We start from the raw sequence: 22,185 nt of genomic DNA, 5'->3' as shown, positions 1-22,185 counted from the left end.
TCTAAACGCGGTTATAACTATATATCTATCAGTGAAAGTGTAAAGGAATATTAGTCTTTAGAAACAACCACCTTTTTCGAAATAGCACCATCAGTACCAACAACCTTAATAATGTAGTTGCCTTCGGCCAGATTCTTAACAGGAATACGTAAGGCCGTAGTTTGATCCATATCACTAACATCCCAAACCATAACCTGTTGCCCAAGCATATTGAACAGGAGCACGTCTTCAAGTAAGTAAGAATAGGGGGTATTAATATAAATCTCTTCGTTGTCATTCAGGTAATTGACAACCAAGGTATCCATATCGTTATCACCTGTTGAAAGAATATTGTCTGGGGTAAAGGCTATATAAAAACGGTCCAGATAGTCACCACTATTCAAGGTGTTACTGTAATTGGAATTATTGATAGGTGTAAAGGTTTCCAGTAGGGCATCGTAAACATACACGGTAATGTCTTCTTCAAAGTTTTCCAATCCACGTAGTGAAATCTCAAAAGTTCCCGTGTCCTCCAAGAAAATACCTAAAGGATATCGCTTGCTAATGTCAAATTCACCAACACCCTGTATAATATAAGGTAGGTCTTCAATCATCCAGGACATATCGTTTGGTAAATCTTCGGTGTTCAAGGCGTCATAACCGTAGTCCACACCATCGGTTGCCAAATCATTTGGAACAAACCCAATCATAATAGGTCTTAAAGCACCTTCTGGTGTCGTAAAGTCTATCCGCACCCGTTGAATAGGCTGATCTTCTGGTCGGTTTTCAGCTTGGTTTTGCGATCGCATAAATACCGAACCGTTATCCAAGCCACCCGTCACGGCTTCCTTAACAAACACGCGTTGGTCGTTGTTAAAAACCACATCGCCACCAGTACCATTTCCACGAACATTAAACCCTTGTGCAATAGGAATATAGCGTTCGGGTATTTTAGAAGGCACACCCAAACCACTAATTTCTGGTGGTGAAATAGCGGCATTACCGCCCGTTAAATTATAGGCAGCAAAACCACCTTGGTATTCCACGGTTACATGGGTAGCGTTGGACACATAGTGTTCCCAGAAATAGAGGGTTCCTAATGTGCTCGCACTATTGTCATTGATAAAAGCGTGCGCATCTATGGCCGATGGATAAGGGTTGGACACCAAAGCTTCATAGTCTGGAGAAATCGGCGATAGGTAAGTGCCATTATTAGGCTGACCCACAAAGGTGTAATTCTGTTCTGGATCCGCAGTGCCACTGCCTTTCATTAAAAAGCCAAGTGGTACGGCAACTGATGATGTTTGATTAATACGTACCCAATCGGCATAAGAATTCACGGGATAGTTTTCGTATATATATAACCAACGACTACTCATAGTCACTGGCGTGGTACTACCAATCCCATCATAACCAGTGGTCCATTGCACAGGTTGGGAGCCATCATACAGACTACCACCAACGGTATAGGAAAGTCCGTCAGTACTGACAGGAGATCCCCAATAATTATAATTATAAACATTGTTGGTACCTTGTTGGTCACGGTGTAAAGCACCCGTTCCCGTGTAGTTAACCACACTACCAACATCTTGTAATAGTTGCGATTCACCAACCAGTTTTAGAACGGTGCTGGCTCCATCAATCATCAAATAGTCGGTTACACGCAGACTTTGTCCATCAGTTGGATCTAAATTTTCAATACGCAAAGTATTGGCATTCACTTCCAGTCCTAATACAGTTAAATTGTTGTTACCTGATGAAATATTATGTGAGGTTCTGACAATATTCCAATCAACGACAGTACTACCATCAATGCCCATACTGTTGGGTATCGCTTGCGAATTTCCATAAAGCCAGGTATTGTTGTTTGTCCAGTCACCATCACCTACTGATTGGTAGGGCAGCGGAGCCGTTTCCGGTTGTAGGGTAGTCATATAGCGCAACACCCCATTAATACCTGATAGACTATTGGAAACCAAATTACCACCGGATAAATCCGTATTTTGGTTCATTTGATAATACCCGTTTAAGTCGTTCCAATTCAATCCAGTAAGATCCAATGGTACAACAGAGCCTCTAACTATACCTGAATTGTCTTCAATTTCTTGGTTCATCATCTTACGGATTTGGTCTTCCGTTAAAGCAACATCCCAAATTCGTAATTCATCTAAACCACCATCAAAATAGTTTTCAGGTAAAAAAGGCGCATTGAGTGTCTGATCCATGGCTCCTGCTATACAATCAACCGTATTATCAATGGGTTCATTGGTATCAGAAGTACTATTAATAAAAACACCATCAATATAGAGTTTATAATTAGCTCCATCATATGTCACTGCAATATGGTACCAACGATCATTGGTAATTTGTATCGCTCCTGATGACACGGATTGACCATTATTCCAATGAAATGAAACCACATTGTTCACCAATCGTAAATCATAACCGTCTACTAAATTAGTAGCTTCCCGTTTGGAGAAAATAGTTTGAATATCTGAATTTTGTGTATCCGATTTCATCCAAACTTCAATCGTGAAGGCACTACCTAAATTATAATTATCACGAAAGGTAATATTGTCATCAACACCGTCAAAATCCAAAGCATTACAGCCAATCATCGTAACGGTTAGACTATCACTAGTATCTACACAGGGATCAGGATTGTCAACACTCCAAGTTAGGGTATACGTTTCACCAATATCACCTGTAAAATCAGATGTAGGACTATTCACATCAGAAAACGAAAAGCCACTGGTTTGCCCAGAAGTTACAGACCAAGTTCCAACGGCTCCAACGCCATTTACAGCACTACCACTTAATGTAATCGTGGTGTCTACACAAACGGTATTGGTAACATCGGCACCAGCATCGGCAGGAGCATTAAAATCATTAACGGTGATGGTAATTGTATTACTGGTAACCGGTACAGCACAAACTGAAATATTGGATGTCATGATAACGGTTACCACATCGCCATCATTAAAAGTACTGCTTGTGAACGTATCAGCAACTTCTCCTGGCACGTCAATACCATTTATTTGCCATTGGTAGGATGGTGACGTTCCACCATCAACAGGTGTTGCCGTGACTGTGATTTCTTGATTTTGGCAGATGGTGGTAATTGGTGTCGCTATACTCACCGACGCATTCTCGGCTAAATCGGTTATGGTTACACTGGCATCACAAGAAGAAACATTTCCATTAGCATCGGTAGCCGTTAATGTTACGGTATTATTACCGATATGACTACAGTCAAAAGTATCTTGTGATAGCGATAAGGTGAAACTACAATTGTCTGTTGTTCCATTGTCCACATCACTGGGCAATAAGGTCGCTAATCCCGTTACGGGATCGAGCTGCAAACTAGCTGCTTGACAAACAACATTAGGTACTTCCGCATCATTGACTGTCACTGAAAACGAGCAGGTATCCGAATTGCCATAAGGGTCCGTCACTGAATATTCTAAAACAGTCGTTCCAATGGGGAAGGCATCACCAGATGTTAATCCAGTAGCATCCGTTTGAGTTATGGTTTCTCCGGAACAGTTATCATTGGCAGTAACCGAATAGGTAACCACAGCCGAACATTGACCAGCATCATTATTAGCCACAATATCTACAGGACAGGTAATGCTTGGTGAGGTAGTATCAACAACGGTTACAGTTCTGATGACTTCTATAGCTGAATTGCCTAAAGCATCCATAACATTATAGGTCACATTATAAGAGCCCACTGTACTGGTGTCAACCGAAGAGGCATCAATTACTATATCACTAGTATAATCAGTTCCAATACAAGGATCTATTGCGGTTGCACCTAATTCCGTGTATGGCGAACAGGCTTCAATAATTTGTGGGTCATCACCAAGGAGTGTAATAATCGGTCCAGTGGTATCGACAACGGTTATGTTTCGTATAACTTCTAATCCTGGATTACCTTCGGCATCCATCACATTATAAGTTACTGTGTAACTACCAGGTGTATTAGTATCGAGGGTTGAGGAATCATTAATGATATCTGCTGTATAGTCGGTGCCAAAACACGGATCAATAGCTGTAGCACCTAAATCGGTGTAGGTATCACAGGCTTCAATAACTTGTGGGTCATCACCGACCAAGGTAATTATAGGGCCACTAACATCAACCACGTTGACGGTTCGAATAATTTGTGTAGCTGCATTACCACTAGCATCAGTCACATTATAGGTAACCGTATAACTACCAATCGTACTGGTATCCACGGCAGAATTATCAATCACCACACTCGATGAAATATCTCCAAAACAAGGGTCAATGGCTGTGGCACCCAATTCAGTATATGTGGAACAATCGGCCACTGTTAATGGATTAGGACCTACGAACGTCAATGAAGGAGCCGTTGTATCTACAATTGTAATCGTTCGGATAACTTGCGTTTGACCACCATTGGCATTGGTGACGGTGTATGTAACTGGATAGGAGCCAACAGCGTCCATGTCAACAGCGGATGTATCAATAACCAAACTAGATGAAATATCTCCAAAACAGTTATCAATAGCGGTTGCACCTAATTCTGTATAGGTGCTACACGCCTCAAAGATTTGCGGATTTGCTCCATTTAGCGTGATTATGGGATCTTGAGAATTAACCACAGTCACATCAAAAGAGCATGTGGTCGTTCTACCGGCAGAATCTGTTGCCGTATAGGTTACCGTTGTTGTGCCAATAGGATAGTTGCCACTGGCATCTGCTCCACCCGCATTATAATCATTGGAAATGGAGACTACAGAGCAATTATCATCAGGTACTGCGAATGGTATCGTCACATTGGCATTGCACAGACCAGGATCGGTACTCGCCACAATATCTGAAGGGCAATTGATAGTAGGGTCTTCTTCATCGGTCACAGTAACATCTTGTGTACAAAAAGTGGAATTTCCAGCTGCATCGGTTACCGTCCAGGTTACCGTGGTGGTACCTACTGGGAAAGCGCCACCTGGGGGAATACCAGTTGGAACAATAAATAGTCCCGAACAGGAGTCGAAAGCGGATGGATAGACTCCAATGGCATACATGTTAACCACAGCGGTACATGCACCTGGATCGTTGACAGTAACAATATCATCCTTACAAACAATAATCGGATCCGTATAATCATTCACCGTAACATCAAAGCTGCATGATGACGAATTGCCTGAAGCGTCTTCAATGTAATAGGTAATGGTGGTTGTTCCTGCTAAAAAGTCTTCAGAACTGGCATCGTTGATTCCAGTAGCTGGACTATTAGCTGTTGTGGCACCAGTAAGGGTATAGGTTTGTAAGGTAATGGCTCCGCAAAAATCAGAAGTGGTTGGTGTCAAAGAGGGAACCTCTTGAGGGCAGCCCACAATAATATCTGATGGGCAGGTAATAGTTGGCGGTGTCACATCCGGTGAACACTGACCAAAAGCCTCAAAAGACAAAACAAAACAAAATAGTATTGTTACAATGTAATACTTGAACCCCACGGAATCAATAGCGTTAAATTTAAGAAGGTTAAAAGTACTATATCCTAGTTGTATATAAATCAGAAGGATATAAGTTTAATATAAACATAACATTGAAATGGGCTACTAAAAATAAATGGTAAATACTTGTGTTTCAAATTAACTCGACAAACGGCACGTTTATCTTTTGAATAGCTAACATTTTAAACGTAAGAGATTTAAATAAAAAAACCAGAACATTTGTTCTGGTTTTTAGCGGAGAAAGAGGTAAGTGAACCTATCTCTTAATGCCTGTATTAATTAGTGTTTCAGTCCTGTACCATTTTGAGGTCACCTAATAGGTCACCTTTAAAACCTTGTTGTAAAGATAAGGAATTTACTTGATTAATCCTTGTACTTTACTGGTTTCTAAACCCATAAAAGTGCAAAATTCATCAATCGTTACTAATTGATGTGGTTCTTTGTTAAGGTGTTCTTTAATCTTCTTAATTATGGTCCTTCCATAACGTTCACTCTTACCTGTAACCAATTGCACGTCTTTAGGGTACATACAGATTCTGTTCATTCGCTTTTTGTTTTAAATTAATACTCTATCTATACTTTACGTATACAGTAGCTTTAGGGCTTCCTTAAACAATATACGGCGAATTTTTCAATGAATAAGCAACCCTTTTCGGAAGTTACGGCAAGATATTAACACTTCGGAAGTACCCGTAAACATTGAGAAAGTTTATATCGTACATTCGTTGTAATCATTTAAAAAATTGTGATGTTATGGCTAAATTAAAAGGAATTATTAAGTTGGAAGGAACGTTGGATAACCTGACGTTTTACAAGGCTCAAGAAGGCTATTTAGTGAAAACTAAAGGTGGTGTTTCTAAAGAGCGTATTCAAAATGACCCTGCGTTTGAACGTACCCGTGAAAATGGCAGTGAGTTTGGAAGTTCGGCATCTTCTGGTAAGTTGTTGAGAACTTCTGTTCGAAATCTGATGATTAGAGCAAAAGATAACCGTGTTGCGAGTAGAGTTACGCAAGTAATGACGCAAATTAAAAATGTTGATACAACCTCTATAAGAGGCGAAAGAAATGTAGCTACTGGATTGGCTACTCCAGAGGGCAAAGCCATTCTAAAAGGGCTGGATTTTAATAATAGAGCTATTTTAAGTGCTGTTTTCTTTGCTCCGTTTTCGGTTGATACAGCAACTGGTGAAATTACAATTCCGAATTTTACACCTGCAAATGATATTTCTTATCCAAGTGGTGCAACTCACGTAAGTTTATCTTGTGCATTCTTGAATTTAGACTTTGACTCTACTGATAGTGCTATTGAGTATAGTCCTATTGTGAATCTTCCAATCGACGCTACAAGTGCTACGCAAACTTTGGTTCCTGCCGGTGTTCCATCAGGCTCTGGAAACGAGATTTTCTTGCTTTTGGTAGAGTTTTTCCAAGAAATCAACGGTGTGCAATATGTTCTTAAAAACGGTGCTTACAACGTTTTAAATATTGTTCAAGTAGCATAAGTTTCATTCTGACCTTTGAAGCGGAAATGGCCCTGTGATTTAGCATTACAGGGCTTTTCTTTTTCTAATAATTTTTTAAAAGAAAATAAAAAAAGAAAGCTGTATCATTTGTGGCGTGGGTAATGCTGTCAAGGTTTTTGGAAAAAATACTACCTCTTCTTTATTATTACTAAAACATCGAAATATTATTAGGTGGAGATTTTTTTCAAAACCCGTAGGGCTTGACCTTTACAGCATTGTGCGGCTGGCAGAAGGAAGCCACTTATCTTTGCTATCTTTTTTTATTTTTATTCTAATAAATATTCAAATTATGGAGCATTCAATTTCAGTAAAGCAAATTTTGATAGATTTAATCTCAATTATGCCACAAGTAGAAAAGGAATTTAAGAGCAATGAAAGATATTCTCAACTTGTAGAATTTTTAAGTGGTAAAGATTATCACGAGGGAGATGAACCTTATCCTACCCTAAAAGATATTGCAGAGAAGACAGGGGTTAAATCCCATCATATTCGGAAGCAATTAGAAGAAATCTATGCTAACCTTTTTGCGTATGATTATGATTATACTTTTGATTTTAGTGAGGTAGAGATTAGAATGCACGTTGACTACAATAAGAAATATGAATCCTTTAGGTGTAAGGAACTTAAATATTTACCCAAGATTGGTGAGAGTATCCAGCTACCATTCTTGAAAGCAAAAATTGGAATACATTTTTTTTATGTTCAAGACGTACAGCATCAATTTGAATTGAACAAGCAGATAATTACTTTGTTTTTGAAAGGTGGATTTTATAATTCGTATTGGTACTATCGTAAACATAAGGCTCTTGAATTAGGCGAAATTGGAATTGGAGATGAATATAAATTGTATGATTTTCAATTAAAAGAAAAACTTGGTTTACGAGGATGATTCAATGGGGTGTTATCGCTTAAAAAAATAGGTTTTTGTTCAGATTTTAGTAGTGGCTGGTGCGTGTGTATGGGTAGCTTGTTATATTGTTTTATGATAATAAAGCTTATAATCGAGCTACGCATACAGGCGTATTAAGATTAGTGCTTTGCTTTTTTAAGGTACGAGAAAAAGCAATGTGCTAATCTCTTAACTGAATTATTCAAAACCTATTTTTTTAAAACCATTGAAAGGGTGGCGGGGAAAGTGGCATTGTATTTTCCTTCTACCGATACTTACATTTTAAACGGAATTGAGCGTGGGGAAAGGGAGATATTTTACATAATGTGGTTATAGGACAGCTTGGGCAGAGTTTGGGTGGTGCGGATGTTCCTATAACTATTACGTTATGTAAAATAGCGAGGGGAGTTTTTATGGCGGAATAGTTGTTTAGGCGTTGGCAATGGCTCTTTGCTTTTTTATTGAACCATAATTGAATATTAAAAAACTCAATAAAACAAGCAATGTGCCATTAGAGCGTTGGCTACAAGTATTATGACATAAAAACAGTAAGGGTGAGCGTGGGGGAATACAGACTAGCTTAAGATATTAAATGAGAGCAAATATTTTAATGCATTAGGCGTAATCTAAATCAAAAAGATAATCTTTTTCGAACTCCATATTAGGATTACATACCGTATCAATTTCGGAACCATATAATAAAAATCCAAACATATCAATGGGTTGAACACATTCAATTGGCTTATTATTTATCACGTATTCCTCTCTTAATTGCATCAATAATCGACCTAAAGCATTTTTACCTACTAATGTATTTTTATCTACTTCTATTGCTGCCCAATCTTTATCCTTGTTAGATAATTCAACAATAGGCTTTCCATTCGTTTCTTTTAATACTTTTGAAAACTCATTAAAATTTTGCGAAAGCTTAACTTTTAGAACCCAATACATAACAGAGTATTTCACTTCTTCCCAATCTTGTCTTGTATATTTTAAATACTTACGACTAATCATTTTAGCAGTCATAGGACTATTCTGCTCAATAATTTCTTGCTGAACTGAAGGGAATAAAGGATAACGACAGGCTTGATAAAGAGCTTCCGCTGAAGGAATTATAATATCATTTACTCTTAAAGAGTAACCACCTGCCATATTAGAAAGACCACCATATTTGGCTTTGGTGCTTCTAAAAACGATTACCTCTTTTTTATTATATGTTCTTTCTGTAATCTTCATTGTTTTACAATATAAAAAATAATTAACTATATACCTCTATTCTTAACACAAAAAAGTGGTAGCCAATTATGACCGGGAACATCCCACCAAAAAACTAACGGACACGTATTAGAAATATTTCGCCAAGTAAAAAACAAAGTACCTGTGCCAAATGTCTTATGTGAACGTACTGTATCACCTAAAGGTCTTTTTCTCCTATCTGGATTATCTGTTTGTACTTTATTAAGTAATTCTATTCCTTTTTCTAAAAATATTTTTTCAAGTTTAATTCTATTTTCTGGACTACTAAAAAATGTTTCTTTTTTAGGTAGATTAGATGGTCGAAAAGCAGGTACACTATCATTTTCAGCTTCCAAACTTGCTAAATATTCTAATACTTCTTTAGACTGTTCTTCAACAGGATAAACACAATTAAGTTTTTGATTTTCCGCTATCCACTTGGTTTTTATATGATTTTCAACTTCATAATCTTTACCAACTAAAAGTACCCTTTTAATTTTATCATCGAATTGCTTCATTAATCTCCATTGCATATTACTAAACCCAAGAGAATGATAACAAAATAAACTTATTCCGAGAGTTTTTGTCTGATTAATAATCAATTTAGAATTTTCGTTAACACCATCTTCTTTTTCCTCAAGCCAAGTTGCCAAATCACGGAATACTGTTCCGCCTGTCGCGAGAACATCATCAAAATAAATATAGTTTGTTTTAGGAGAATTTAAGAAGTCTTTATAATTAATTTGAAATTCAGTTTGTAGAACCTCATCAATTAGGGATAAAATTTCTGGTTGACTCTTATAACTTTTTTGAACGTTGAAAAAATGAGTATTAACAATCATTTCAGTCATAGAAGCATAACCATAAAATTGTTGTATTTCTAATAATCTAGTATGCAATAATTGTTTGGCTTTCTCTTTAGAGATATATGTTTCTGGTAGAAAATGTAGTAATTCTTGTAAAACAAATTCCGCATCATCATCAAATTGATTTGCCCAATCAATTATGTGTTCAACGGTTATTTCAAATTTTCTTTCTGCATAATCACATTGATAATCCTTTATTATTTCAAATATTTTTTCTGCCAATTCTTGCATATATTATTAAATTAAATCCATATGTTCAACTAATAAATCCATATAACTCTTACCATCTGGAAGTTTGTTAGCCGGAACTTTTTGTTCTTTTTCATCAGTTGTGTGCCAATTAAGTCTAAAGATATTCTTATCAATTAAATTATCTTTCACCCAATTGTTAGGCTTATTAAAACCCAACATTGAACTATCACGTAACAACAAGAAAGAGTTTAGAATAAATGTTTTCTTATGATTTTTAGATAATGCTCTTTCTAATTTTACTAATGTATCATTGTTCTCCTTATCTGCTATTTTAACCTTTTCATTATCCAATAAAGTAGTAGCATCTTGAATCCCCATTTGTCCTTTTGGGTCAATAAAGTTGATATAGATTTTGTCACCTTTTAAAAGCCACAAAATAAAGTCTGGATAAAATACTTGTGAATCATCGTTTAGATATATCCCTATGCTCTTTAATGTTTCCACATTACGCATAAGGTATATTTCATAATCTTTAAAATCCTTATTGCCATTAAAAAAGTTAGCTGCGTCTTGAACAAATTTCTTTTCTCCAGCATTAAGTTTATCTGGTGAGATTTTTAAATCTTTTTCAGAATCAATATTATTTTTTACTTCTCTTAAAAGTGGATTATAGATGTGATTACCAATCGTATCAATTTTTAAGTTTTCTGAAATTGCTTCAATTTGTTCTTCAAATTCCTTAATCTCTGAATCAATTTCAGATTGTTTTTTAAAGGTGGTTTTATTTCTAACTTCTTTTGTTGATTCAATGGTTTTTAAAATGTAATACTTATCTATGAAATCTCCTTTAACCCTTTCTGTACTTTGATTCAATAATTCCTGATATTCGTAATTACTATTATTAATATACCAATTGACTTTGTTCTTCAATCTCTTTAAGAAATCCAATGCTATTTGATATACAAGGTTTTCAATCAATTCAAGGTTTGTAATATCTAACGAGGATTTGTATGTGACGCTTCCAACATACTGAAGTATATTTTGAATTGTAATTGGTTTATTATTCGCATTGACATATAAGCTATTTTCTTCTTGAAATTCTGAAACCAAACTTTCTAACCTGTTTAAATTAATAAAGGATTGAAAGTGGTTTAAAAAGTTGACCAATTCTCCTGTAATGTCTTTTCCTTCTTCATTTCTGTTGGGTCTATAATCTAATGCTATTGAAAAATTATTCACTGTATCATCAGCAATATTGCCATTTTGACGATATTGAACTTTGAAGCTATTGCTATCAAGCAATGAAACTCTACGTTGCTCTATTTCTAATTTTGATAGTTTAAATATGGGAATACGTTTTCTAAACTCTTCAAATTTTATTTCCGTATTATCATTTAACTTAATAATACTTGGACTTACAGTAATTTCATAACGTCTTAAAATTTCAAGCTCCTTATTTACTGCTCCTGTAAAAGTTTCTAAATAGGATTTTTTGAGAGAGAACACACATAAGGTTTCTATTTTGCGAAGTTTATCTTCTTCTTTGGTATTCTTTAATTTAAAGTAGTCTTCATTGTGATTTGGAAAGGTACGCTTACCATCATTTTTCAGACCTTTTATACGAACACCTCTACCAAATATTTGAATGATTTTATTACCCTTTGAGCTTCCCAAATTAATCAATCCTATAACTGAAACTCTAAAACAGTTCCAACCTTCAGCAAACTTTCTACTACCTATCAGTATATTGATTGGTGAGCTTTGACTATCTATATTTTTAAAGGAATACCGCTCAAGGTTTGAAATTATAACCTTGTCTCGTGGACTCTTTATAACTTTGTCATTATCTAAATCATTAATAAATTTTGCGCCATTACCGACATTAACAATCCCGAAATAGCCACCGTTACCATAAGACAATAAAATTTCATCATCTGTTTCTGGGTTTCGAGTTAAAGTAAGTTTACCATTAATATCCTCATTGAATAAATACTTATACTTTGTTTTTTCTGCATCGGTTAATTTTGCTAAAAAGTTGACAATATTAGTAATATCAGAAACTTCATCATCTTCGTTTTTAGCTGACTTTTCTTTATTGTTTACAGTATTGCCCATAAAGGCAATTAAGGGCTTATCTGGGAACTGTGTCGCTTTAAACAAGTCTTTTTCAAGAGCATAATCAATCTTATTCCAAAGCTCTATTTTTTCATTAATGATATCGAGATTATGATGCAGATTGTCATCAAAACTTTTCTCTAATACATCATCACCGACTTGCTGAAAAAAGTAATCTTTACCATATCCATCTCTATAGAATAGATTGTAATTGTAATCATACACTATTGATTTTTCATAATCCTTTTCCAGCTCTCCTGTAATATTGTGAAAGGTTGCTGAATACTCGAATAAGAAACTGTTTTCTATGTTTAATCTTTTACGCAAGTCCATAAAAGCCCCATCGGTTCCCGTCTTTCCGGTTGTACTTAATCCAATATGCGCCTCATCAACTAATATGAGTCTACGATACGATTTAGTTTGAGGAAAATCGAAAAAGTCGTTTGGTTTATTTAATAATGCAGAAGTGGTATCAATCGTCAAACGAATGGTGTTACGATACTTGCCGTTCAAAAATTCTATAAATGGTGTTAACTCTCTTTCGTGCTGCTCAATTAAATTCACACCAGGTGTGGTCATTATAATTTCAAAATCTCTAAAGTTTTTACAATGATTGATGTATTGTAAAATATTTAGGTGCATTATAATGGTTTTACCACTACCTGTAGCCATCCAATAGGCTAAAGATTCTTTTGCATAGATAAAATCGTGTTCATCTCTTTTTTGAAAATAAAGTTCAGTATAGTACAGGGCTAATATTTGATAGTAGCGTAAACTAACTTCTTGCTGTTGGTTGCTTTTTAAATAGGTGTTATAGGTTTTTAAATACTTTTTTACAGTATCTAAAATATCGTTATTTAACCCTAACGTCGTGTCAAACTGCTCTACTTTGTTTTGATAGGTTTCTTCTCTAAAATCTGCATCAGGATTGTTTATGCCTTCCTTACGCAGGTAGTCGTATAGTTTTAACTCCATTGGTAAGGCTTATTGGTTAAACACATCTTTAGCAATGATTCGCAACTCTATATTATTATCACCTACTTTAAGATGATTGCTTTTATCTAATTGTAAGGTTGCAAATTCTGCATTAACTTCTATGGTGTGTATGTTTTCATATTTAGAAGCTATTTCAATAACTTGTTGGCTATCATCTTCATTGATGGTAATATCTCGCCAAATCACTAAAACGCCATTGGTGGTTTCTACTACTTTATAGTACTTTTTATGTAGCTCATAGGTTTTTATAGACCTTACAAAATACCCTTGTAAATAGTTATAGGTTTCTACCACATCTATAAAACCTTGTTGAGTAGGTTGCCCGTAGCTTATGGTATTGCTAAATGGTGTAAAAAGGTTGAGTGTGTTATCTAAACTATTTTCTTCTGGTTTGTATAAGTATTTTATAGGCAGGTTTTCTGGCAGCTCACCATTATAGACTTGTAGATTATCTAATACGTCTTCGTATTGTTCTAATACTTGGTATTTAAATATGTGCTTTGGCGAACCATTGTTATCTAATGGCTTACCGTTTTTCCAATTATCTGAATAAATTACTTTTTGGATTCTGGGTTTTGTAACGATATTAAAATATGTACCCATTTCTATTAATAAATACTTTCTAAAACCTTTATCTTCTTTGTTTAACTTTATTGTTGCGTGACCAGTTGTTGCCGAACCTGCAAAGTAATCAAGGATCAAAGAGTTTTCAGAAGTTGAAACTGATAAGGCATCAAATACTGTATAAATGGATTTTGGATAACTAAATAAATTAACATCATTGAATAATGCCTTCATAAGCATAATACCATTTGTTGATGCGTCATATCTTGAGTCGTGCCAAATAGTTTTTGGTTTTTTTCCTTCACCTAAAAACCTCCTTTTCTTTTGTAGACTCCATACTCCGTTTTTTTCTGAAACAAGTATTTCTGTGTCTTTTCTTTTTACAAAAGTATCTTCTCCCCAACGCCAAGTTTTCTCATCACCATCAGAATTTATTGGTAATACTTCAATTAAACCTTCACCGTTTTCTAAAGAAAGTTTTTTGTTTTTAGGGTTGATATATATTGGATAAAACAAGTTAGGTCTTTCGTGTCTGTTAGAATTATTACCAGTACGCATATATCCTGTCAATGCATAAGGTGATATATCATCTTCCTTATTATATTGCTTTATATGTTCTTCAGTTGGTTTAAAGTTTAATATTTGAGCTTTTTCTCTATCAAAAGCAAATGTTAGCATATATTCGTGCGCAGTACCAAAAAATTTATCATCATTTCTTCCACGTGGGTTATGAATCACTAATACATTAGCTATAAAATTTTCAGAACCAAATATAGAATCACAAACCTTCCATAAAGAAGTTACTTCGTAATCATCAATCGCAATTTCAAATATTCCATCTTGTTGCAAAAATGTCTTGGAAAGACTTATTCTATTTTGCATAAAACTTGCCCAACTTGAATGTTTAAAATTGTTCTTGTATATTATTTCAGATGATTTTGCATTGTATGGTGGGTCAGTATAAATTGTCTGAACCTTATTTTTATACTTATTCTGAAGAACTTTAAGACCTTGATAATTTTCAGAGTTAATTAATAGCCCATTGGTATTTTCATCTAAATCCTCAATTTCAGCAAGTATTTTATCTTTAAATGGGTTTGTGCCATCGGGTTGTTTAAAACATTTTGTATCCAATACTAATGTTGGGTTAGCTTTTAGGTCCTCAACCGTTTTAACCTCTAAACTAAAAAGGATTTCCCATTCTTGCAGTTGAGTTTTGTTGGCGAGAATTTCTGGGTAGTATTTTTCGTCTATATAATCTACCGTAATACAATATTCACTTTCTACTACTTTTTTCTTTTTGGTAAACAGGTGTTTCTGGAAGTCTTCAATAGCACTTAAAAACTCAATAATACGTGAGCTTACCTTATCAAATGCTTTAGCAATTAATAAAGTGGTATTATCTAACTTACCACTGTAAATACTTTCTAAATCATCAAAGATGTAATTTTTAACGTAACGGTTTTTCTCGTTATTAAGAAACTCGTTTAGGTTTTCGTGAATAAAGTAATCGGCATCGTTACCAATGTAAAAGCTATTTAGTTTTTGGTCTAATGTATATAAGGCTTTTAATGTTTCATCGGTAAACTCTTTGGTTGCTTCGTCATACAAACGCTCACCACGCTCAAAGTTGTTTTTTACTTCTTTTTCTATCTTTAGTTTCTTTTGGCGTAGAGCAGATAAACCTTTTATAGCACCATTTTGGACTTTGTCAAAGTCTTTGGTTAAGTCTACAAATACCTGTTTGGGTTTACCATCTTTTTCGTATTCTAAATATTTATGAATATCAGTTTCATTATACACCTCTTTGTATATGGCTTTATAAATATCAACTTTAGAGGTTGAAGCATCAGATAGGTTAAAAATGACTTGATAAACGTCTTCATTAGTCGTTTTGTCTTTTACTTTTTCAATTCTATCAAAACGGTAGTGTTTTAATTGGCTGTCTTTGTTGTTGTTTTGGCTTGTACCTTCATCTTCACTATGTACATTGGTTTCTAAACGGTATTCAATTTTCTTACCGTTTAAGTCGAACTTAATAGCGTTGAAAGATGTACCTGTTTTGATGTATAAACTCCCTTTATGTTTCCAATGAAACATTGTGTCGCTACCGTTATAATCGGCTTCATAAGGTACTTTGTACAAATCTCTACTGCGGTCGTTATACCCAAAATCACCATTGGAATAATACATTTGGAAAAACCCAAGTATGTGATTGTAGATTTTGTCTTTAAGCTCGTCTGTTAAACCTTCTGATTTGGAAAGATTGTTTAGGGATTCAGTAAGTTTCGCTTTTTTATCTTCACTCTGTTCTGTGCCAATGAACAATTCTAATTGTTTGTAGTTTGCCTCTGGATCTTCTAATAACTTATCTTGATTTAAATTCTTTAAGAAGTTGTATAATTCAATAGAGTCCGTCTTTTGATTTTCGAGATTGACTTCCTTTAAAATGGTTTCGATTGTAGGTGTTAAATCGCCTACACCATCACCATCAATAAAGCTTTCAATGTGTTTACGCTTTAGGTTGTATATTTTGTAGATTCCGAAGTCCAAATCATTTTCGTTGAATTGGAACATTTCTTTAAGGAAGTATTTTAGGTTGTCTATTGATTTTGACATTGTTCGGTTTGGAATTGTTAGTTTTTGTGGAAACCCTAAAAATATAAATCTTTTATGTTAATCGGTATTATTTGTAAGAAATGTTTAAAACAAAAAACCCAAAACAACCGTTGGGTTATATTTGGGTTTAGTTGATTATTCAGAGGCATTTATTAAACAGCGATTTTGGAGCTTTCTTTAAGACCAGACAGATATTTAATCATATTCCTTTTAGACCATTCTTCACGAGCCAATTTTGGAGGATGTCCGATTGCTTTTGATAGCTCCTCACTCATTATCTGCTGAACAATGTCTACATACTCTTCAGTTGTGGCAATACTATCGTGTATCGTATAAATGGGTGCTTCAGGATATTCGATTGAAATGCGTTTGGCAATTACATCAATCATCAAGTAACTTTCTATACTCTGTAATAAGCGAGGTAGCAACGATTTGTCTTTGCTCTTGATTTGCTTGAAGACCTCATACACATAAGGGAATAATTCTTGAAATAACTTTTTAGGTCTTGCCTCGTCTTGACCAAAGAACCTATTGTCTGTAAATAGCACTTGAAAAACTGCTGCTTTGACATCTTTCCTATTAGAGAATACTTCACCCAAGTTGATTTTAAATTCTTCCTCCAAAAACTCGTAAAGACCTCCATTAACTACCAAATTGATATAATTACTAAACTCACTATTCATAAGGGATTTATCAATATCTCCTAACATAATGTAAGAATCGTTTTCGTGAATCTTTATTTGTGATATATTCAATCTTTCATCAAAACCTCTCTCACTTTCATAATTTAATCTTTTAAAATCATTAAAACCTTTATTTGTGACACGCTGCGGTTCATCAAATGATATTGATAGTGATTCTTCATTTTTGGCTCCAAATTTTTGTTCAATCCAGAAAGAGCGACTCAAAAGGATGGTGCTTAAATAGGGTTGACTATTTTTAATGTCTATTGAAATTAATTTTTGTCCGTCATAAGTCACCGCATTTCTAATGATGCTTCTCATATTGGTAAGATTCGAATGAAAGCGATATACATTTTCATCGTGCAACAAATAATAATCTTGCCTATCGATTTTTTCGGCGCTAATTTTTGCGTGATTGAATTGCATCATCGGCTCTTTGAATTTTTTTCGATTTCGGTCGTAATCCCACAAAGCTTGATTGTATCTTTTTAATTGATATTCTTCCCTTAAAAAAGCATTGACAAAATCGAGGTCAATTTCTAATTTTGGATTAAACCATTTAGTTAGATATTCAAGGTGAGCTACCGATGCCGCTCTTTTATTACGTTCAAACTTCAATTTCCTGCCAAATGTAAAATCAACTACTGATTGACTTTTAATTTCAGTTCTGTACTGTTCAGTCAATCTATAACCTTTGGATTTAAACCCAGGGATGTACTGATTATCACACTCAATAATTTTTAGCTCGTGCTCCAAATAATTTAAATACTCTTTATAATTGGCAATCTTATCTTGAAGCAACTTTGAATTAAGTGGAACAAACCCTTCAAACATCAAATCTTTATTGAACAATGGTAAGGCATTAATCAAATTAATGATGTAAAGAGCCATATCTCTTTTGAACTTGTACTTTTTGAAGCACGGTGGATTTTCGTGGGTAAGTTGGTCGATATCCAAGTTCTCGGGGATAAAGAACCTCATTAAGCACTCTTGTTTTGGGTTAGAATCTTAATGACATCATTGTACTCATAGTAGATGGTTTTACCCATCATTGTATAAGGCAAAGTGCCATTCACTCTTAAATTTTGCAACGTGCCTGGAGAGATATTTAGCATCTCTCTTACGTCTGCTGATTTTAACCATTTTTTTTGCTCTGTCTGGCCTCCTAAAATAGTTCTTAATTCCGTGATGATTTCTTGTTTTAGAGTCTTCAAATCATCCTTTGTAATAAGGTCTAATGTCATATACTATTAATCTGTATTAAAGGGAATTAACCCTGTTATTATTAAGTACTAAAATACGTCAAAAGCTATGATTTTTAAAGCGAAAGTTATAAACAGTTTTCCACAAAAAACGCTTTCATTTAAAACAGAAAACCCTTGAATTTACAAGGGTTTCAGAAGGTTTTAGGCTAATTTATTTTTGCACTTTATATCGAAATGTTTATATGTCCTACGTGCCTAATTTTTTAGTAGACACCATTGTAGGCTTATTAGAGAATTTTTGTCTTAAAATTGCCATATCATCGCTCACTTTTCTATCTAATATTTTTGCATAGTGCTGTGTAGTTTTAAGGGATTTATGGCCTAACATTTTACTGACAGACTCCATCGGCACTCCATTGGAAAGAGTTACTGTAGTGGCAAAGGTATGACGGGCTAAATGTGTCGTTAAATTTTTATTTATTTTACACAAATCTGCAATTTCTTTTAAATAGGCATTTGATTTTTGATTACTTAAAACTGGAAGCAAAACACCCCTTGTAACAGCTTCTGGATGGTCTTTGTATTTTTCTATTAAGTCTAAAGCCGTTGGAAGCAAAGGGATATTACTGCGGGTATCAGTTTTGGTACGCTTGGTTTTAATCCACTTTTCACCGTCAATTCCAAAAACCAAATTATCTCTGTTGAGCTTCTTAACATCACTGTATGCTAAACCAGTGAAGCAACAGAAAATAAAAATGTCTCTTACTTGCTCCAATCTTGGGGTATGCAATTCTTTATCGAGCATATCTTGTATTTCTTCTTCTGATAAGAATTGACGCTCAACTTCTTTTAAACGCACTTTATAATTTAGAAATGGGTCTTTTGCTATCCAACCATTAGCCAAAGCGATACGCACTATTTTTTTGAAGTTCTTTATGTATTTAATAGTGCTATTATGACCACAATTTCTGACACTCTTTAAGTAAAATTCGAAGTCCGTTATAAATTGGTGGTCAATCTTTTTAATACTTACATCACTAACTTTGTACTGTAGTTTGATAAAATCTTGTAGATGTTTTGATACAGTTTTGTAACGCTCCAAAGTTCCTGCGGAAAATTCACGACCTACCAACTTTTCTACTTGTTTATTGTGGGTTTCAAATATGGATATGAGCGTTCTTTCTTTGTCCTCGACTCCTAAAAGCTTATTCTTTAAAGTCTCCGATGTTACAGGCTTATTGTCCTGAATTAAATCTCTTTGACTTTGATAAACCTTTGTAGTTAGTGAATCTAAATAGGCGTTCAGCTCTCGGACATCTTCGGTTCTTCCAATCGCTTTGTTGGCTTCAGCACTCCACCGTTCTGGTTCAATGGTGCGTTTGGTACTGATTTCTGTACGTTTACCATCGACAGTAATACGTAAGTAAATAGGGGATTTACCCTGTGCATCTACTTTACTTTTCTTTAAGTAGAATAATAATCCAAATGTTTTGTTCATTCTGGTGACCTTTAAAATTATACATTAAGTTACGAAATTTTCAGGTCGCTTTATCAATTTAAATAACTGACTTATAGATAGTTATTAACATTTTAGGTGACCTAAATAGGGTTTTAAAAAGGTCACCTAATAGGTCACCAACAGAATGGTTTTTAATACACTTTTTGATGTTTTGTAGAAACTAAAAAGTCCCATAAACATAGTGTTTACAGGACTTTGATTGAAATTGAATAAATTTCAGCGGAGAAAGAGGGATTCGAACCCCCGGAGGTGTGACCCTCAACAGTTTTCAAGACTGCCGCATTCGACCACTCTGCCATTTCTCCTTGAGTGCCTCATTAGGTATTCCCTAAATGCGGATGCAAATATAGAACCCTTTTTCGTTTCTTTCAAATAAAAGGCTGAAATTTTTATACAAATTTTCCATTCCATTAGTTGAACCAAAACAGTATTCTTATTTTTGTGTTTTCAAATTTGAACACATGAATGTGATTGATCATTTACAATGGCGTTATGCTACAAAAGCTTTTGATTCCTCAAAACTTATTAGTGATGAAAAACTTCAAGTCTTAACGGAAGCTTTTAATTTAACCGCGACTTCGTATGGTTTACAACCTATAAAATTGGTTGTTTTTAGTGACAAAACGCTGCAGACCCAATTGATTCCAGATACCATGAACCAAAAACAAATAGCTGAAGCATCACATGTTTTGGTGTTTTGTATTGAAACAGCTATCGATGAAGATTATGTGGTGGAATATTTTAATAGAGTACATGATATTAGACATACACCCAAATCTATTTTAAAACCGTTTCAGGATTTTTTAATTTCAGATTTTGAAAAAAAACCACAAGCTTTAATTGAAGATTGGGCGACCAATCAAGCCTATTTGGCTATGGGAAATATATTGACGGTTTGTGCTTTGGAAGGTATTGATTCTTGTCCCATGGAAGGGTTTAAATCAGATCGTTATGATGAGGTTTTAGGGTTGAAAAAACGAGGCTTGAAATCGGTTTTATTATTGCCAATAGGTTATCGGGCTGATGATGATATGTTTGCAGATTTTAAAAAGGTTAGAAAGCCATTAAAAGATTCAATAATTACTTTATAAAAATTAATTATGCCAGGATTTGAATTATTCGGAGATGCGGAACGTCAGGAATTACAGGATGTATTAGATAATGGTGTATTAATGCGTTATGGTTTTGACGGCATGCGCAAAGGTCATTGGAAGGCGAAGACTCTCGAAGAAGCGCTTCAAGCAACAATGAATGTGAAGCATGCCCAGTTGGTCTCCAGTGGCACTGTAGCAGTAACAGTCGCTTTAGCAGCTGCCGGAATTGGAGCAGGAGACGAGGTGATTATGCCAACATTTACTTTTGTGGCAAGTTTTGAAGCGATTATGATGTTGGGTGCTATACCCATTCTAGTGGATGTAGATGATACCTTAACAATAGACCCCAAAGCTGTAGAGGCTGCGATTTCATCTAAAACTAAAGCTATCATGCCTGTACATATGTGTGGCAGTATGGCCAATTTGGATGCTCTGCAAACCATTTGTAAAGAACATGACCTATTGTTAATAGAAGATTCGTCACAGGCAACAGGTGCTACTTACAATGGGAAACCATTAGGTAGTATTGGTGATATTGGCTGTTTGTCACTTGATTTTGTAAAGATAATTACCGCAGGTGAAGGAGGTGCCGTATTAACCAATAACGACAAATATCATATAAATGCTGATAATTATTCAGATCATGGCCACGACCACATAGGTCAAGATCGAGGCGCAGAAACCCATCCAATTATGGGCTATAATTTTAGAATATCTGAATTACATGCCGCTGTAGGTTTAGCACAATTGAGACGATTGGATGAGTTTGTGGCTATCCAAAATAAAAATTACAGCATCATCAGAGGTGCCTTATCTCAAATTCCAGAGGTGACTTTTAGAAAAGTACCAGAAGGTGGTGTTGAGAGTTATTCTTTTTTAAGTTTTTTCTTGCCTGATTTGGAAACATCTAGAAAGGTTATTCAGGTTTTTAAAGAAAATGGCATTGATGCTTGTTGGAATTACTACGATAACAACTGGCACTATATTAGAAAGTGGAATCACTTAAAAGAACTTAAAACACTTTACCCCTTATCAGCCGAAGTAAAAGCTGGATTGAAATATCTGGAAACCAGAACGTTCGAACAGTCTGACCATTACATTGGTAGAAACATTTCCTGTTTGATTAAATTGTCTTGGACGGAAGAAGATGTTATTGAACGCTCTAAAAAGATGGTTAAGTCTATTACTTCTGTTCTAAAATAGGTTTGTTTAAACTTT

The 22,185-nt window shown here is 34.9% G+C and carries 13 protein-coding genes and 1 tRNA gene; 4 read left to right on the top strand and 10 right to left on the bottom strand.

Features of this window, described 5'->3' with window-relative positions:
• Positions 1 to 50 precede the first annotated feature (50 nt).
• Both C1T31_RS09835 and C1T31_RS09830 read right to left on the bottom strand, forming a co-directional pair.
• Positions 51 to 5,420 carry an immunoglobulin-like domain-containing protein gene (locus C1T31_RS09835; protein WP_123912660.1) on the bottom strand — a complete coding sequence of 1,790 codons (5,370 nt, stop codon included), beginning with the start codon at positions 5,418 to 5,420 and terminating at the stop codon, positions 51 to 53.
• Positions 5,421 to 5,820: 400 nt separating this feature from the next.
• Positions 5,821 to 6,009 (bottom strand): hypothetical protein, encoded by a 189-nt coding sequence (locus tag C1T31_RS09830; protein WP_103052327.1) that lies wholly within the window; start codon positions 6,007 to 6,009, stop codon positions 5,821 to 5,823.
• 209 nt (positions 6,010 to 6,218) lie between these two features.
• Between C1T31_RS09830 and C1T31_RS09825 the strand changes: the two genes are divergently transcribed.
• Together C1T31_RS09825 and C1T31_RS09820 are read left to right on the top strand one after the other, a co-directional pair.
• The gene (locus C1T31_RS09825) at positions 6,219 to 6,968 is read left to right on the top strand and encodes a hypothetical protein (protein WP_103052326.1); all 750 of its coding nucleotides are present in this window, start codon (positions 6,219 to 6,221) and stop codon (positions 6,966 to 6,968) included.
• Positions 6,969 to 7,083: 115 nt separating this feature from the next.
• Complete coding sequence (locus C1T31_RS09820; RefSeq protein WP_103052325.1) at positions 7,084 to 7,878, top strand: hypothetical protein; 795 nt, start codon at positions 7,084 to 7,086, stop codon at positions 7,876 to 7,878.
• A gap of 615 nt (positions 7,879 to 8,493) precedes the next feature.
• On the opposite strand, the gene C1T31_RS09815 is transcribed toward C1T31_RS09820, so the two are convergent.
• The 8 genes from C1T31_RS09815 to C1T31_RS09780 form a co-directional block, all read right to left on the bottom strand.
• On the bottom strand, positions 8,494 to 9,114 hold the full coding sequence (locus tag C1T31_RS09815) for an NADAR family protein (protein ID WP_103052324.1): 621 nt from the start codon (positions 9,112 to 9,114) through the stop codon (positions 8,494 to 8,496).
• A 26-nt stretch (positions 9,115 to 9,140) separates the two neighbouring features.
• On the bottom strand, positions 9,141 to 10,211 hold the full coding sequence (locus C1T31_RS09810; protein WP_103052323.1) for a phosphoribosyltransferase-like protein: 1,071 nt from the start codon (positions 10,209 to 10,211) through the stop codon (positions 9,141 to 9,143).
• A gap of 6 nt (positions 10,212 to 10,217) precedes the next feature.
• Positions 10,218 to 13,262: a DEAD/DEAH box helicase family protein gene (locus C1T31_RS09805; protein WP_103052322.1), complete on the bottom strand. Its 3,045-nt coding sequence runs from the start codon at positions 13,260 to 13,262 to the stop codon at positions 10,218 to 10,220.
• A 9-nt stretch (positions 13,263 to 13,271) separates the two neighbouring features.
• Positions 13,272 to 16,466, bottom strand: a complete 3,195-nt coding sequence (locus C1T31_RS09800) for a site-specific DNA-methyltransferase (RefSeq protein WP_103052321.1) — start codon at positions 16,464 to 16,466, stop codon at positions 13,272 to 13,274.
• Between the two features lie 152 nt (positions 16,467 to 16,618).
• Positions 16,619 to 18,130, bottom strand: coding sequence for a hypothetical protein (locus C1T31_RS09795; protein ID WP_123912659.1), 1,512 nt, complete (start codon positions 18,128 to 18,130; stop codon positions 16,619 to 16,621).
• Positions 18,130 to 18,393, bottom strand: a complete 264-nt coding sequence (locus tag C1T31_RS09790) for a helix-turn-helix domain-containing protein (RefSeq protein WP_103052319.1) — start codon at positions 18,391 to 18,393, stop codon at positions 18,130 to 18,132. The genes C1T31_RS09795 and C1T31_RS09790 overlap by 1 nt, the downstream gene beginning before the upstream one ends.
• Before the next feature lie 208 nt (positions 18,394 to 18,601).
• Complete coding sequence (locus tag C1T31_RS09785) at positions 18,602 to 19,852, bottom strand: site-specific integrase (protein ID WP_103052318.1); 1,251 nt, start codon at positions 19,850 to 19,852, stop codon at positions 18,602 to 18,604.
• A gap of 241 nt (positions 19,853 to 20,093) precedes the next feature.
• Positions 20,094 to 20,178, bottom strand: a tRNA-Ser gene (locus tag C1T31_RS09780).
• A gap of 156 nt (positions 20,179 to 20,334) precedes the next feature.
• Between C1T31_RS09780 and C1T31_RS09775 the strand changes: the two genes are divergently transcribed.
• Positions 20,335 to 20,964, top strand: a complete 630-nt coding sequence (locus C1T31_RS09775; protein WP_103052317.1) for an NAD(P)H-dependent oxidoreductase — start codon at positions 20,335 to 20,337, stop codon at positions 20,962 to 20,964.
• Positions 20,965 to 20,973: 9 nt separating this feature from the next.
• Entirely contained in the window at positions 20,974 to 22,170 is a 1,197-nt protein-coding gene (locus C1T31_RS09770; RefSeq protein ID WP_103052316.1) for a DegT/DnrJ/EryC1/StrS family aminotransferase, read from the top strand.
• Positions 22,171 to 22,185: the final 15 nt, after the last annotated feature.

Origin of the sequence: Hanstruepera neustonica, assembly GCF_002895005.1 — a bacterium.
GTDB classification, from domain to species: Bacteria; Bacteroidota; Bacteroidia; order Flavobacteriales; family Flavobacteriaceae; genus Hanstruepera; species Hanstruepera neustonica.
This window is presented reverse-complemented; position numbering and strand designations above follow the sequence as displayed.

What these genes read in the sequence shown, in the direction of transcription:
- C1T31_RS09830 (WP_103052327.1), bottom strand. Translation starts at nt 6,009, where the DNA reads ATGAACAGAATCTGTATGTACCCTAAAGACGTGCAATTGGTTACAGGT.
- C1T31_RS09825 (WP_103052326.1), top strand. Translation starts at nt 6,219, where the DNA reads ATGGCTAAATTAAAAGGAATTATTAAGTTGGAAGGAACGTTGGATAAC.
- C1T31_RS09815 (WP_103052324.1), bottom strand. Translation starts at nt 9,114, where the DNA reads ATGAAGATTACAGAAAGAACATATAATAAAAAAGAGGTAATCGTTTTT.
- C1T31_RS09810 (WP_103052323.1), bottom strand. Translation starts at nt 10,211, where the DNA reads ATGCAAGAATTGGCAGAAAAAATATTTGAAATAATAAAGGATTATCAA.
- C1T31_RS09805 (WP_103052322.1), bottom strand. Translation starts at nt 13,262, where the DNA reads ATGGAGTTAAAACTATACGACTACCTGCGTAAGGAAGGCATAAACAAT.
- C1T31_RS09800 (WP_103052321.1), bottom strand. Translation starts at nt 16,466, where the DNA reads ATGTCAAAATCAATAGACAACCTAAAATACTTCCTTAAAGAAATGTTC.
- C1T31_RS09795 (WP_123912659.1), bottom strand. Translation starts at nt 18,130, where the DNA reads ATGAGGTTCTTTATCCCCGAGAACTTGGATATCGACCAACTTACCCAC.
- C1T31_RS09790 (WP_103052319.1), bottom strand. Translation starts at nt 18,393, where the DNA reads ATGACATTAGACCTTATTACAAAGGATGATTTGAAGACTCTAAAACAA.
- C1T31_RS09785 (WP_103052318.1), bottom strand. Translation starts at nt 19,852, where the DNA reads ATGAACAAAACATTTGGATTATTATTCTACTTAAAGAAAAGTAAAGTA.
- C1T31_RS09775 (WP_103052317.1), top strand. Translation starts at nt 20,335, where the DNA reads ATGAATGTGATTGATCATTTACAATGGCGTTATGCTACAAAAGCTTTT.
- C1T31_RS09770 (WP_103052316.1), top strand. Translation starts at nt 20,974, where the DNA reads ATGCCAGGATTTGAATTATTCGGAGATGCGGAACGTCAGGAATTACAG.